Annotated in this window: 12 protein-coding genes; 5 read left to right on the forward strand and 7 right to left on the reverse strand. The window is 68.4% G+C overall.

From position 1 onward, the window contains the following. The first annotated feature begins 136 nt into the window (after window positions 1-136). Window positions 137-1,531: an amino acid permease gene (locus NM1_RS21380; RefSeq protein WP_211339450.1), complete on the forward strand. Its 1,395-nt coding sequence runs from the start codon at window positions 137-139 to the stop codon at window positions 1,529-1,531. 391 nt (window positions 1,532-1,922) lie between these two features. Here the strand turns inward: NM1_RS21380 and NM1_RS21385 are convergent, their stop codons facing one another. The 7 genes from NM1_RS21385 to NM1_RS41355 all read right to left on the reverse strand — a co-directional run bounded on the left by NM1_RS21385 (window position 1,923) and on the right by NM1_RS41355 (window position 10,193). Then, window positions 1,923-3,173, reverse strand: a complete 1,251-nt coding sequence (locus NM1_RS21385) for an MFS transporter (protein WP_068022483.1) — start codon at window positions 3,171-3,173, stop codon at window positions 1,923-1,925. After that, window positions 3,173-3,622: a MarR family winged helix-turn-helix transcriptional regulator gene (locus tag NM1_RS21390; RefSeq protein WP_246011498.1), complete on the reverse strand. Its 450-nt coding sequence runs from the start codon at window positions 3,620-3,622 to the stop codon at window positions 3,173-3,175. Before NM1_RS21390 ends, NM1_RS21385 begins: the two co-directional genes overlap by 1 nt. Window positions 3,623-3,980: 358 nt before the next feature. Then, on the reverse strand, window positions 3,981-5,060 hold the full coding sequence (locus NM1_RS21395; protein WP_068022487.1) for an acyl-CoA dehydrogenase family protein: 1,080 nt from the start codon (window positions 5,058-5,060) through the stop codon (window positions 3,981-3,983). Window positions 5,061-5,378: 318 nt separating this feature from the next. Then, window positions 5,379-6,377 carry an acyl-CoA dehydrogenase family protein gene (locus NM1_RS21400; protein ID WP_068022490.1) on the reverse strand — a complete coding sequence of 333 codons (999 nt, stop codon included), beginning with the start codon at window positions 6,375-6,377 and terminating at the stop codon, window positions 5,379-5,381. Between the two features lie 67 nt (window positions 6,378-6,444). Then, window positions 6,445-7,575: an acyl-CoA dehydrogenase family protein gene (locus NM1_RS21405; RefSeq protein WP_068022492.1), complete on the reverse strand. Its 1,131-nt coding sequence runs from the start codon at window positions 7,573-7,575 to the stop codon at window positions 6,445-6,447. Then, window positions 7,576-8,466, reverse strand: a complete 891-nt coding sequence (locus NM1_RS21410) for an enoyl-CoA hydratase (RefSeq protein WP_255286202.1) — start codon at window positions 8,464-8,466, stop codon at window positions 7,576-7,578. Beyond that, complete coding sequence (locus NM1_RS41355; RefSeq protein WP_246011499.1) at window positions 8,463-10,193, reverse strand: AMP-binding protein; 1,731 nt, start codon at window positions 10,191-10,193, stop codon at window positions 8,463-8,465. Before NM1_RS41355 ends, NM1_RS21410 begins: the two co-directional genes overlap by 4 nt. A gap of 87 nt (window positions 10,194-10,280) precedes the next feature. Between NM1_RS41355 and NM1_RS21420 the strand changes: the two genes are divergently transcribed. The 4 genes from NM1_RS21420 (at window position 10,281) to NM1_RS21435 (ending at window position 14,261) form a co-directional block, all read left to right on the forward strand. After that, window positions 10,281-11,483: an acyl-CoA dehydrogenase family protein gene (locus NM1_RS21420; protein ID WP_169814302.1), complete on the forward strand. Its 1,203-nt coding sequence runs from the start codon at window positions 10,281-10,283 to the stop codon at window positions 11,481-11,483. A gap of 13 nt (window positions 11,484-11,496) precedes the next feature. Continuing rightward, a complete protein-coding gene (locus tag NM1_RS21425) occupies window positions 11,497-12,291 on the forward strand; it encodes an SDR family oxidoreductase (RefSeq protein WP_068022498.1) in 795 nt (264 codons plus the stop codon). Window positions 12,292-12,389: 98 nt separating this feature from the next. Continuing rightward, window positions 12,390-13,127, forward strand: a complete 738-nt coding sequence (locus NM1_RS21430; protein WP_068022500.1) for a hypothetical protein — start codon at window positions 12,390-12,392, stop codon at window positions 13,125-13,127. A gap of 519 nt (window positions 13,128-13,646) precedes the next feature. Further along, window positions 13,647-14,261: a TetR/AcrR family transcriptional regulator gene (locus NM1_RS21435; protein ID WP_068022503.1), complete on the forward strand. Its 615-nt coding sequence runs from the start codon at window positions 13,647-13,649 to the stop codon at window positions 14,259-14,261. Window positions 14,262-14,303: the final 42 nt, after the last annotated feature.

Below are 14,303 nucleotides of genomic sequence, written 5' to 3' on the forward strand. Positions count from 1 at the left end.
AACTCCCCCAGGGCTCCACAGGGGTGACGAGAGGGCGGACAACTGCGGGCGGCAGCCCTTGCCACCTGCATGTTCGCGGTTCCGCACGGGCTCGATAGGGTGTCACGGCAACATCCGGGCGAACAGAAGGTAACCAATGAACGAGACGAGCACCGCGCGCGACGGCCTGCGCACCGGCCTGCGCCGTCGGCACATGACGATGCTCGCGATCGGCGGCGCGGTGGGGGCCGGGTTGTTCGTGGGCAGCGGCGCGGTGATCAAGACTGCGGGCCCGGCGGCGGTGCTGTCCTACACGGCGGCCGGGGTGCTGGTGCTGTGCGTGCTGCGGGCGCTGGGCGAGATGGTGGTGGCCCGCCCCGTAGCGGGATCGCTGGCCGAGTATGCGCGAATCGCGTTGGGCCCCTTCGCCGGATTCACCGTCGGCTGGCTCTACTGGTACATGTACGTGATCCTCGTCGGCGCGGAGGCCACGGCGGGCGCCGCGATCCTGGCCGACTGGATCGACCTGCCGCAGTGGGTGCTCGCCGCCGCGCTGCTGATCGTGATGACCGCGGTCAATCTGATCTCCGTGCGCTCGTTCGGCGAATTCGAGTTCTGGTTCGCCTCCATCAAGGTCGCCGCGATCGTGGTCTTCCTGATCCTGGGCGTGCTGTACGTGCTGGGGCTGTGGCCGAACGGTCATACCGGGTTCGGCAATCTCACCGTGCACGGCGGATTCACGCCGAACGGCTGGACCGGTGTGCTGTCGGCGATCGTCGTGGTGATCTTCGCCTTCGGCGGCACCGAGATCGTGACGCTGGCCGCGGCCGAGAGCGCCGAGCCGGGCAAGGCGGTGGCCCGGGCCACCAGCAACGTGCTGTGGCGGGTCGCGCTGTTCTACGTGGCGTCGATCCTGCTGGTGGTGACGATCCTGCCGTGGGACGACGCCAAGGTGCTGACCAGCCCGTTCGTCAGCGCGCTGGACACGATGGGCGTGCCCGCCGCGGGCACCGTCATGCAGGTGGTGATCCTGACCGCAGTGCTGTCGGTGCTGAACTCGGCGATCTACGTGTCCTCGCGGATGCTCTACGTGCTGACCCGCGACGGCGATGCCCCGGCCGGGCTGGTGCGGGTGAACCGCCGCGGCGTGCCCGCTCGGGCCGTGCTGCTGGGGACCGTCGCCGCCTGGTGCGCGGTGGTGGCGTCCTACGTTTCGCCGGACCGGGTCTTCACGTTCCTGGTGAACTCGATCGGCGTGCTGCTGGCGTTCCTGTATCTGGCGGTGATGTTCTCCCAGTTGCGGTTACGCGCCCGCCTGCAGCGCGAGGACCCCGCCGCCCTCACCTATCGCCTGTGGTTCTACCCGTACCTGAGCTGGCTGGTGATCGCAGTCTTGGGCGCGGTGCTGGTCTCGGCGGCGGTGATGTCCTCTATGCGCACCCAGTTGATCTCCTCCACAATCACTTTGGTGGTCGTGGCAGCGATCTACCCCCTACGCGCCAAGTTCGGCAAGACGCCGCCGGTACGGGAAGTACACATACTCACCCACTAGCCCCGAACGACAGACTGATCCCAGCCCTCACGGCCTAGGGGCCGTGAGGGCTGGGAATATTAGTGTCTGCGCCAGGAGCGAGGAATCACTGCGTGGTGCGGGTGCTTCGTGCTTCGTACTTCGTACTGCGGGCTGTTCTCGATCTGTGTCGCGGGCTGTTCCCGACCTGTGTCGCGGGCTGTTCCCGACCTGTGTCGCGCGCTACTTCCCCATTCGCGCGCTACGCACACAATTTTTCCGCGGCGCTACGCATCCTATTTTCCGCGGTGCTACGCCATCCTATTTTCCGCGGTGCTACCCACACTAATTTCCGCGGTGCTACGCATATTAATTTCCCCGCCCTCACGGCCCCCAGGCCGTGAGGGCGGGGATCCAGCGCCCGCCGAAATGCTCAGTCGTCGCCGGCCGTGATGGCCGCGGCCTCGGCCTCGCTGTGCTCGGCCGGATCGTGGTCATCGACGTGGGCCAGCGCGGAACGACCTGCCAGCAGTACCACCACACCGACGGCCGTACATCCCGCACCCACCCAGAACGGCAGTGCCACTTGGTGTTCCCCGAGCTTGCCCGCCAGGAAGGGCGCGGCCGCGCCGCCCACGAAACGGACGAAGCTGTAGGCCGCCGAGGCGGTCGAGCGCTCCACCGGCGCCGAGATCATCACGGCCTCGGTGATCAGCGTGTTGTTCACGCCCAGGAACAGCCCGGCCAGGACGGTACACACGACCAGCACAGGCGGGTGCTCGGCCCAGATCGCCATGGCCGCCAGATCCGCGGCGAACAGTGCCAGCGACACCGCGATCATCGGCACGGTCCCGAAGGCGCGCTGCAGTTTCGGCGCGAAGACGACCGAGGCCAGCGCCAGCAGCAGACCCCATCCGAAGAAGATGAACCCGATCGCGTAGGTGCCCATGTCCAGCGGGAACGGGGTGTAGGCGAGCAGTGTGAAGAAGCCGTAGTTGTACAGCAGTGCGGTGATGCTCACCAGGAGCAGCCCCGGAAATCGTAAAGCCTTGAACGGCGCGGTGATCGAGGTGCGCCGGGTCGGCTTGGGAGTCTCGGGCAGCAGCACCACGATCGCGATGAAGGCGATGGCCATCAGCACCGCGACGCCGAAGAACGGTGCGCGCCAACTGAATCCGCCGAGGAACCCACCGACCAGCGGCCCGGCGGCGATGCCGATGCCGAGCGCGGCCTCGTAGAGGATGATCGCCCGCGCCACACCGCCGGTGGCGGCGCCCACGATGGTGGCCAGTGCCGTCGCGATGAACAGGGCGTTGCCCAGGCCCCATCCGGCACGGAAGCCGACGATCTGCCCGACCGTCCCGGAGCTGCCCGCCAGCGCCGCGAACACCACGATGATCGCCAGCCCGGCGAGCAGCGTCTTCTTCGCGCCGAAGCGGCTGGAGATCACGCCGGTGATCAGCATGGCCACGCCGGTGACCAGCATGTAGCTGGTGAACAGCAGCGTCACCTGCGAGGGCGAGGCGTGCAGTTGCTCACCGATCGGCTTGAGGATCGGGTCGACCAGGCCGATGCCCATGAAGGCGATGACCGAGGCGAAGGCGACCGCCCACACGGATTTGGGCTGGCCGGTCTTGGCGGCAGGCGCGTCGGTGGCGGCGCGCGGCGAGAGAGTGGTGCTCATCAACGCTCCTGAATCGAATCTTCTCGATACGCAGCCGATTTCAGGGCCTCGAGCAGTTCGTCGAGCTCGTCGCTCAGATGGGCGAGCCGGGCAGCGTCGAAGCCGGGCAATCGCTGTGACATGGCGGTGCCGATCGCTCGGCGGGACGCGGACAAGCGCGCGCGTCCCGCCGGCGTCGGCTCGACGACCACGGCTCTGGAGTCGCCGGGATCGGTGGTGCGGTCGGCCAGTCCCGCCGCGATCAGCCTGCCGATCAGCGCCGTTGCCGACGGCTGGGAACACCCGTCGATCCGGGCGAACTCGCTGATCCGCAGCGGACCGCGCTCGTCGAGCACCGACAGCGCGCGCACCATGGCCCGCGGCAGCCCGTCCCCGCCGAACGCCCCGGCCAGCCGCGTGAGCCTGCTCCCGGCGACGGCGATGTCGACCAGCAGCTCTTCACGACTCACGGACTGAACGGGGTTACTCGAACGCACGAACAGTTAGTTTACTTAAACTAACTATCTATGTACATAGGCTAACTATGTAACTGCCTGTGAAATGCCGCACGACCCCATCGCCGACGAACCCGAGACCCACGCTTCACGCACCCCGTGTTCGTTCCCGCACCGGTTCTAGCACTCGTACGGAGTGCGCAAACGTGCACGGAGTGTGCGAACCCCGCGCGGTAGGTGAAGTGTGCGCGGGTGGTGAACACGCGCCGTGGGAGACCTGTAGGCACTCCTTACGCACCCCGTGTTCGTTCACGCACGGGTTACAGCACCTGTAAGGAGTGCGCGAATGCGCGCGGGGTGCGTGGAGGGTGGGTCAGGCGGGGCGGGCCAGGGGGCGGGCGGGGGTGCCGAAGAGTTGGGTGTCGGCGTGGGCGCGTTTGAAGTAGAGGTGGGCGTCGTGTTCCCAGGTGATGGCTATGCCGCCGTGCATTTGGACCATTTCGCCGACGACCGTGTCGAAGGCCTGGGAGCAGTGGATGCGGGCGGCGGCGAGGTCCAGGGCCGCGTCGGGGGCTCCTGAGGTTGCGAGCGCCGTCGTCGGTTCGGGGAGGCCCGCGATGGCGGTGTAGGCGGCCGAGCGGGCCGATTCCACCAGCACGTACATATCCGCCATCCGGTGCTTGAGCGCCTGGAAGCTGCCGATCGCGCGGCCGAACTGTACCCGGGACTTGGTGTATTCGACCGTCAGCTGCAGGCACTGGTCCGCGGCGCCGACCTGCTCGGCAGCCAGTGCGGCCCAGGCGATGTCGCGTAGCCGGGCGGTGACGGTGGCCGCGTCGCCTCCCAGTTTCCGGGCGGGTGCCGCGGCGAAGGCGATCTCCGTGAGGCGTCGGGTCGTATCCATCGTCGGCGACACCGTACGGGTTGTTTCCGGTGCGTCGGCGTCGATTTCGTACATGCCGTCGGCCGTGAGCACGATCAGGGTGTCGGCCACGGCGCCGTCGACCACGTAATGCGCGGTGCCGCTGAGGGTTCCGTTCTCCGCCCGTACGCCCGGGGTGTCCCAGCCGCGCGGCCCCGCCCAGCACAACGCCAGGGTGCGAGCGCCCTCGGCCACCTCGGGCAGCAGCCGGGCGCAGGCCTCGGCATTGCCGGACAGCAGCAGTGCCTGCGCGCCGAGCACCGCCGAGCCGAGCATGGGCGGCGCGTGCAGGGTGCGGCCCAGCTCCTCGACGACGACCAGGGCCGCGGTCAGTCCGGCGCCGATCCCGCCGTATTCCTCCGGAATCGCCAGCGCCGCAACGCCGACCTGCTCGCACAGCAGCGTCCAGAGCTGCTCGTCATAACCCAGCTCACCGTCGACAGCACGCCGCAGCACGGAGCTGTCCCCGTGCTTGGCCAGGACGGCCCGGACCGTGGCGGCGAGCTCCTGCAGCTCCGCGTTGTCACTCATACCTGGCCTCCCAATTGGTTTCGGACCTTGTCGCCGAGATATCCGGTCGCCGAGCCCGGTTCGGCGGGCAACCGGACCGGCTCGCCGCAATTTCCGCCACTCTGTGCGGCGGCCGTCCGGATCCAGGAGCAGAGTTCACCGCTGATGATCACGTCGTCGCTCCCGGAGCATCGCGCAGTTCCGCTCCGTTCTGTGCCCGGCGGACATCGGCGATGAGCCAGGCGGACCGGAGCGGCTCGCTGGACCGGCCACCGTGCCCACCGTGCTTCGATGCGCCCGCGGCGGTCCGGATCCAGGAGCAGAGCTCACCTCGGATGATCACGCGGGTGCTCCCTCACGCAGGGCGGCTGCGATCCGGGCGCGGTGGAAATCGGCCGTGCCCCAGGCGGACCGGAGGGCCGTGACCCTGGTCAGCCACAGTGACACGTCGCATTCGGCGGTGTAGCCGATGGCGCCGTGCACCTGCAGGGCGATGCGTGCGGTGCGGTAGGCCGCCTCGCCGCAGGCCAGCTTCGCCGCCGACACGTCGCGGGCGCGGTCGGGCGAATTCAGGCTCAGCGCCGCGCGATTCAGTAGCGGCTCCGCCATTTCCAGGCCGATGAGCGCATCGGCCAGATGGTGCTTGACCGCCTGGTACTGCCCGATCGGCTTGCCGAACTGGTGCCGCTGCTTGGCGTAGGCCACGCTGGTGTCCAGCAGCGCCCGGCCCGCGCCGAGCAGCTGTGCCGCGGCCGCCAGCGCACCGGCGTCGAACCCGGCATCGACTGCCGCGCGCACCGCATCGCCCTCGGCGACAACATCATTCGTGGCGACGGTGAACAGGCGTCGCGCCGCATCCACCGACCGCACGTGCTCGGTGCGATGCGCGGTGTAGAGCCGGTCACCGTCGGCCACCAGCACCACCTCGGCGGTGTCGGCGTCCACCGCGGGCGCCTGCGGCGACAGCGCGATCGTTCCCAGCGCCTGCCCGTCGGCGAAGGCCGCCAGCCACCGCCGCGCCAGGGCGGAATCCGGAAGCGCCTGCAGCAGTGTGGGAATCACCGCGGCCGTTTCGACCAGCGGTCCCGGCACGGCCGCCCGGCCGATCTCCTGCAGCGCGACCACCAGGTCGATCGCCTCGGCGCCCATGCCGCCGTGGTCCTCGTCGATGGCCAGACCGAGCGCGCCCGCGCCGGCCAACTGGCGGATCAGGCCGCGACCGCTGCGGTGGTCGCCACCGCCCCAGGCCCGGATGATGCCCGGCGTCCCCGCCGCGTCGCACATCTTGCGCAGGCTGTCGGCGAAATCGCGCTGTTCGGGCGCTAGTGCAAATCTCATCGAGCGGTCCAATCGGGGGTAAAAGCGTGGGAGTGGTGCTGCGCGAGCATGATTCGCCTCCGACCTGTCACCGCGGCAGGCCGAGCAGCCGCTCGGCGATGATGTTGTGCTGAATCTCGTTGGTGCCCGCGTAGATCGGGCCGGCCAGAGAGAACAGGTACCCGTCGGTCCAGCCGCTGCTCTGCTCGGCCGCAGGGCCCAGCAGATCCAGGGCGGTCTCGTGCATGGCGATGTCGAGCTCGGACCAGAACACCTTGTTGACCGACGATTCCGCGCCCAGCTTGCCGCCCTCGGACAGCCGGGTCACGGTGGCCAGCGTGTTGAGCCGGTAGGCCTCGGCGCCGATCCACGCGTCCACCACGCGATTTCGCGCCGCGGTGTCGGACGGGTCGGTGGTGTCGCGCCACAGCTCGAGCAGGCGCTGCGCGGTCGCGTTGAACCGTCCCGGGCTGCGCAGCGACAGGCCGCGCTCGTTGCTCGAGGTGCTCATCGCGACCCGCCAGCCCTCGTTCGGCGTGCCGATCACGTCGCGATCGGGGACGAAGACGTTGTCCAGGAAGATTTCCGCGAAGCCGGGCTCGCCGTCGAGCTGCGGAATGGGCCGGACGGTGACCCCGTCGGCCGAAAGCGGGAACATCACGTAGGTGAGGCCGCGATGGCGCTCGGCCTCCGGATCGCTGCGGAACAGCCCGAATCCCCAATCCGCAAACGAGGCACGGGAACTCCAGGTCTTCTGACCGTTGAGGATCCAGCCGCCGTTGGCGCGGCGGGCGCTGGACCGGATGCCCGCCAGGTCGCTACCGGCCTCCGGCTCCGACCAAGCCTGCGCCCAGATGTCGTCTCCCCGGGCCATCCGCGGCAGAATGCGCTCCAGCTGTTCCGGAGTGCCGTGCTCGAAAAGCGTTGGCGCCAAAAGGAAGATGCCGTTCTGGCTGACACGTCCGGGCGCCGCCGCGGCGTAGTACTCCTCCTCGAACAGCACCCATTCCAGCAGCGAGGCATCGCGCCCGCCGTACTCGGTCGGCCAGGACACGACGGACAGCCGCGCCTCGGCCAGCGTGCGCTCCCACTCCCGGTGCGCCTCGAAACCCGCCTGGGTGTCCATCGACGGCAGCGGGGTCGCCGGGACGTTGGTGCGCAGGAACTCCCGGACCTCGAGCCGGAACTGTTCGGTGGCCGCGTCGTAGTCCAGATCCATCTACTCCGCCCCGTTCTGATTCTGTGCCGCACTGGCTTTCATGGATTTCGCGTTCATGCCGCCCAGTGAGCCCGCGCCGACCTCGGCATTGTGGGCATGCGCGAAGTGGTGCAGGCCGAACACCGAGTCCATGCCCGCGCGCATGCCCATCAGGTCCTCGCACTGGTTGACGGCCTTCTTGGTGAGCGCCAGCCCGAATTGCGGCATGGCGGAGATCTTTTCGGCCAGCTCCAGGGCCTGTGCCTCGAGCTCCTCGCGCGGCACCACCCGGTTGACCATGCCCCACTCGTAGGCCTGCACGGCGGTGAATCGGTCACCGGTGAACAGGATCTCCTTGGCACGTCGCGGCCCCAGCATCCAGGGGTGGGCGAAGTACTCGACGCCCGGAATGCCCATGCGCACTACGGGATCGGAGAAGAAGGCGTCGTCGGAGGCGACGATGAGATCGCACGACCACGCCAGCATGAGCGCCCCCGCGATGCAGGCGCCCTGCACCACGGCGATCGTCGGCTTGGGCATCTCCCGCCAGCGGCGGCACATGCCCAGATAGACCTCGGACTCGCGGGCGAAGCGCTGATCGCCGCCGGGGCGGTCGACGTGGTCCCACCACAGCGCCGCCTTGTTCTCGTAGTGCACGTGGTGATCGCGTCCCGGCGTGCCGATGTCGTGACCGGCGGAGAAGTGTTTTCCGTTGCCCGCCAACACGATCACCTTGACCTCCGCGTCCTCGACGGCGCGGGTGAAGGCGGCGTCGAGCGCGTAGGTCATCACCGAGTTCTGCGCGTTGCGGTACTGCGGCCGGTTCATCGTGACGATCGCTATCGGGCCCCGGCGCTCGTAGGTGACGACCTCGCCTTCGTCGGGGATCTGCCCGTCGGGGTTCTCGGTCACGAAATCTCCTCACGTAGTTGCCGCTTGAGTACCTTTCCGGCGGCGCTGTAGGGCAGCTGGTCGCGGAACTCGATGTAGCGGGGAACCTTGAAGTTCGCCAATGTCTGCTTGGCATAGGCGATCACGTCGTCCTCGGTGAGCGCGGCGCCGGACCTGCGCACGATGTAGGCCTTGCCCACCTCGCCCATCCGCTCGTCCGGAACGCCGATCACGGCGGATTCGGCGACCCCGTCGAGTCGGGCCAGCGCCTGCTCGATCTCCGCGGGATAGACGTTGAAACCGCCCGCGATGTACATGTCCTTGAGCCGGTCGGTGATCTTCAGATAGCCGCGCTCGTCGAGGATTCCGACATCGCCGGTGTGCAGCCAGCCGTCGGGGTCGATGGTCTTGGCGGTGTTTTCGGGGTCGTCGAGATAGCCGAGCATGACGTTGGGTCCGCGCATCAGCAGCTCGCCGTTGTCGTCGATGCGCAGCTCGAATCCGGCGATCGGCCCGCCCGACGTGCCCGCGACGACCTCGGCGGGGTCGTCGGGGCGGCACATGGTGCCGAATCCGGCGGATTCCGACAGTCCGTAGGCGGTCACCACCACATCGAATTTCAGTTCGCTGCGCATTCTTTCGATCAGCACCACGGGTACGGTCGCGGCGCCGGTGACGGCCACCCGCAGGCTGCTCAGATCGAAATCGGCGCGCGCGGGATGCTCGAGGATGGTCTGGTAGATCGTCGGCGGTCCGGTCAGCACCGTGATGCGCTGCTGCTGCACCATCCGCATCGTCTCCGGCACGTCGAACGTCGCCTGCGGCACGATGGTGGCGCCGGTGACCAGGCAGGCGAGCATGGCCGCCTTGTAGCCGAAGTTGTGGAAGAACGGCGGGATCACCAGGTACCGGTCGGCGCTGTTCAACGTCGAGCACTCGCACCAGGCCCGCACCACATCCAGCGCCTGCCGGTGCGCGACGAGGGTGCCCTTGCTGCGGCCCGTAGTCCCGGAAGTGAACAGGATATCCGAGATGTCCTCGGGCCCAACGGATTCACCGCGTGCGACGATCTGATCGAGAGTTGTCCCCGAGGCGATCCGATCCAGCTCGGCCCACTCGATAACCGCGCCGCCGACCCGGCCCCTCTGGCCTGTCTCCTCGATTTCCCGGCCCCTCTGGCCTGTCTCCTCGATTTCCCGGCCCCTCTGGCCTGTTTCCTCGATTTCCCGGCCCCTCTGGCCTGTCTCCTCGATTTCCCGGCCCCCCAGGCTTGTCTCCTCGATTTCCCGGCGTGCTTTTGGCCGGGACCCTTCCGGCGCGGTGGACTCGTCCCCTGGAATCACGATCACGGTGCCGATCACCAGATCCGGTGCCGCATCCCGCAATTCGGCCAGCCGATCGCGCCCCAGGAACGGCCCGGCCACGAACAGCGCCTTGGCGTCCACGCGCTGCAGGGTCTCCACCGCCTCGGCGGCGACGTAGCGCGTGTTCAGCGGAACCAGCGCCGCACCGGCGTAGTGCGAGGCGAGCGCCGCGACCACCCAGTGGAAGGTATTGGGCGCCCAGATGGCGATCCGGTCACCGCGCTCGATACCGCGGGCGATCAGCGCCCCGGCCGTCTGCCGGACCGCGTCGAGCAACTGCACCCAGCTCAGCTGGACGTCGCCGTCGCTGATGGCGGGCGCGTCGCCGAAGGTGCGCGCCGCCTCCTGCAGGGCGAGGGGAGTGGTCTGCACAGGGGTTGTCACGGTCGTCCTCCCGCGGCGAGCCGCGAATCAGAATCTGTCGGTCTACAAAGCAAGTGCTTGGTAGGTTACTCTACCGGAGTGAGTGTGATCCAGACCCACGATCCGGGTACCGCGGCGGAATCCCCCAAGGATGCCGAATTCCGCGCCGACGTGCGCGAATGGCTGGCCGAAAACCTGAACGGGCAGTTCCGCGAGCTGGTCGGGCTCGGCGGTCCGGGCCGCGAGCACGAGGCGTTCGACGAGCGGCTGGAGTGGGATCGCCACCTGGCCGCAGCCGGGTGGACCTGCCTCGGCTGGCCCGAAAAGTACGGCGGGCGCGACGCCACCCTGCGCCAGCAGGTGATCTTCCACGAGGAATATGCCAAGGCCGACGCCCCGAGCCGGGTCTCGCACCTGGGCGAGGAACTGCTCGGGCCGACGCTGCTGGCCTTCGGCACCGAGGAGCAGAAGCAGCGCTTCCTGCCCGGCATCAAGAGCGTCACCGAGCTGTGGTGCCAGGGGTATTCCGAACCCGGCGCGGGCTCGGACCTGGCCGCCGTGACCACCACCGCGCGCCGCGACGGCGACGAGTGGACGATCAACGGCCAGAAGATCTGGACCTCGCTGGCGCACGTGGCCGACTGGTGCTTCGCGATCTGCCGCACCGAGCCGGGCTCGTCCCGGCACAAGGGCCTGTCGTACCTGCTCGTGCCGATGAAGCAGCCCGGCATCGAGGTGCGCCCGATCATCCAGCTCACCGGGACCGCCGAATTCAACGAGGTGTTCTTCGACGACGCCCGCACCGCGGCCGATCTGGTGGTCGGCGAGCCCGGCGACGGGTGGAAGGTCGCCATGGGCACCCTGACCTTCGAGCGCGGCATCTCCACCGTGGGGCAGCAGATCCGCTTCGCCCGCGAACTGGCCGACCTGGAAGCGGTGGCGAAAGCCAATGGCGCCCTGGAGAATCCCGTGATCGCGGAGCGGATCGATCAGGCCTGGGTCGGGCTGCGGGTGTTGCGGGCGCACGCGCTGCGCACGCTCGAATCCGGTCACGACACGGTGGACGCGCGGACCGCGGCCGGTCAGGCGTCGGTGTCGAAACTGCTGTGGGCCAACTGGCATCGCGGACTGGGCGAACTCGCCATGGACGTGCTCGGCGCCCCCGGCCTGATCTCGCTGCCCGACGACCTGAACGAATGGCAGCGCCTGTTCCTGTTCAGCCGCGCTGACACCATTTACGGCGGTTCGAACGAAGTGCAGCGCAACATCATCTCCGAACGCGTGCTCGGTCTGCCGCGTGAGGCTCGGTAGGAAGGACCATCCCGTGACAGACCTTTCCGTTGCGCCCCAGCCGATTTCCGGCCACGGACTGCTCGCCGGCCGGAACGCCGTGATCACCGCGGCCGCCGGGACCGGCATCGGCTCCGCGACCGCGCGCCGCCTGCTCGACGAGGGCGCCGACGTCGTCATCTCCGACTGGCACGAGCGGCGCGTGAAGCAGACCGAGGAGGAGCTGGCCGCCGCCTATCCCGACCGCCGGGTGAGCTCGGTGGTCTGCGACGTCACCAGCACCGAGCAGGTCGACGAGCTGATCCGGGTGGCCGCAGAACGCCTGGGCCGCATCGACATCATGGTCAACAACGCCGGATTGGGCGGGGAGACACCGGTTGTCGACATGACCGACGAGCAGTGGGACCGCGTCCTCGACATCACGCTCAACGGCACCTTCCGCTGCACCCGCGCGGTGCTGAACTACTTCCGCACCGCGGAGCACGGCGGCGTGATCGTCAACAACGCCAGCGTGCTCGGCTGGCGGGCCCAGCACGGTCAAGCGCACTATGCCGCCGCCAAGGCGGGCGTGATGGCGCTGACGCGGTGCAGTGCCGTGGAGGCCGCCGAATTGGGCGTGCGGATCAACGCGGTCGCGCCGAGCATCGCGCGGCATCCGTTCCTGGACAAGGTCACCTCGGCCGACCTGCTGGATCGGCTCGCCGCCGGCGAGGCGTTCGGGCGCGCGGCCGAGCCGTGGGAGGTCGCGGCCACCATCGCCATGCTCGCCAGCGACTACACCTCGTACCTGACCGGCGAGGTGGTTTCGGTGAGCAGTCAGCGGGCCTGACCCGGCGGCGCCGACGACGGTGAAAATTGGGTGCCCCGAGCACCCCCGGGTGTGCAATCCTGATGAGGGCCGGTTCCTAAATTTGCGAAGGGACCACCATGGGACTGGACCGTCGTCAGGAAGACAACGAAGAGCTGGAACTCGAGCTGGTACGCGAGGTTGTGCTGGCCCGTCGACGGCTGGACAGCATCGTGCTTGCCGCGCTCACCCTCGGTGCAGAACTGCTCGATCACACCTCCGAATGCGCGACCGCGATGCGTGCCGCCCAGATCCTGGAGCAGCATTCGGTCGATGAGATCGGCGTCGCCCGCGATCCGCGCGGCGCGCTGCGCGCCGATCTGGCGCGCGACCGCATGCGCGCCCAGCGCATCGGGCTGGAACACGTGGCCCACGCCAACGAGTCCGACGAGGACCGGCACCGCCGCAAACAGCACGAGCTGTTGCGTGAGGTGCGTGCCGACCTGCTGGAGGTGGTGCGGCGCTGCCGCAAGTTCAGTTTCGACCGCGTTGCCTTCGCCGACACGATCGCCGAGGGATTGTGCGCCGCCACCGACAAATTGGTGATCGGCGCCGATATGGAGACCTACCGCGCCTGGCAGCGCGGCATGGTGCTGAAGATCAGCGAGCAGCCCATGCCGGTCGGACCCCCGCGCGCCATGGCGACCGTCGACGCGGGCCCGGGGCGCGGGCCGCTGACCGTCGAGTGGGACAGCTGCGAGCGGCGACTGGCGCTGGTGGCGCGGATGGCGCGTGCGGGGGTATCGCCGGTGATCATCTGCGATCGCCTCCTCGCCGACCTCTCGGTCTCCTCACCGCTGCGCTACTCGTTCCGCTGATCCGGAAGTCACCGCGTTCGCCCTCATACTCCCGGCGTGCTCGCCCTCATGTTCCCGGCACGCACGACCTCGCATTTCCGGCGTGCCCGACCTTGTATCCCCGGCATGCTTCCGCCTCGTATTCCGGCCATGCTCTCGCCCCGTATTCCGGCCATGCTCGCCTCGTATTCCCGGCGTGCCCGAACCTCGTATTCCCGGCATGCTTTTGGCCGGGATCTGCTGATTCCGGCCAAAGTGCGCCGGAAATACATGACGGTCGCACATCGGAATGACGAGGGGGCGCGCCGGAATGACGAGGGAGGCGTGCCGGAATGACGAGGGGCGCGTGCCGGAATGACGGGGGAGGCGTGCCGGAATGACGAGGGAGGCGTGCAGGAATGACGGGGGAGGCGTGCAGGAATGACGAGGGAGGCGTGCAGGGATGACGGGGGAGGCATGCTGGATGGTGGGGAGGCATGCCGGGACCGCGGGGAGCGGGCGGGCGTAGACCAAGCAAATGCTTGGTTGTACTATGGGCGAGTGGCCGCACCCGACGCATCCAAATCCGCACGTCGCAACGAACTGCTCGCTCTGGCGGCCGGTCTGTTCGCCGAGCGCGGGCTCCGTGCGACCACGGTCCGGGACATCGCCGACGCGGCCGGAATTCTATCCGGCAGCCTCTACCACCACTTCGACTCCAAGGAGTCGATGGTCGACGAGATCCTGCGCGGCTTCCTCGACGATCTGTTCGGCCGCTACCGGGAGATCGTCGACTCCGGCCTCTCGCCGCGAGATACGTTGGAGGCGTTGGTGATCGCGTCCTACGAATCCTTCGACCGCTGGCACGCCGCGGTCGCCATCTACCAGGCCGAGGCGAAAAGGCTCAGCGGCACACCGCGTTTCGCCTACATTGATGAATACAACCAGGAGTTCCGCGAGCTCTGGCACAAGGTGCTCGCCCGGGGCGTCGAGGACAGCAGCTTCCGCCCCGAACTGGACATCGAGCTCGCCTACCGCTTCCTGCGCGACACCGTGTGGGTGGCCGTGCGGTGGTACCAGCCCGGCGGCCGCATCACGGTCGACAGCCTCGCCAAGCAATATCTGACCATCGTGCTCGATGGCCTCACCAATCCTGAAGCGCAGCACCGCAAGTAGGAGTTTCGTCATGTCTGCACCGTCCGCCCGCCCGCAGTACGC

Origin of the sequence: Nocardia mexicana NBRC 108244, from assembly GCF_001613165.1 — a bacterium.
Lineage (GTDB): Bacteria > Actinomycetota > Actinomycetes > Mycobacteriales > Mycobacteriaceae > Nocardia > Nocardia mexicana.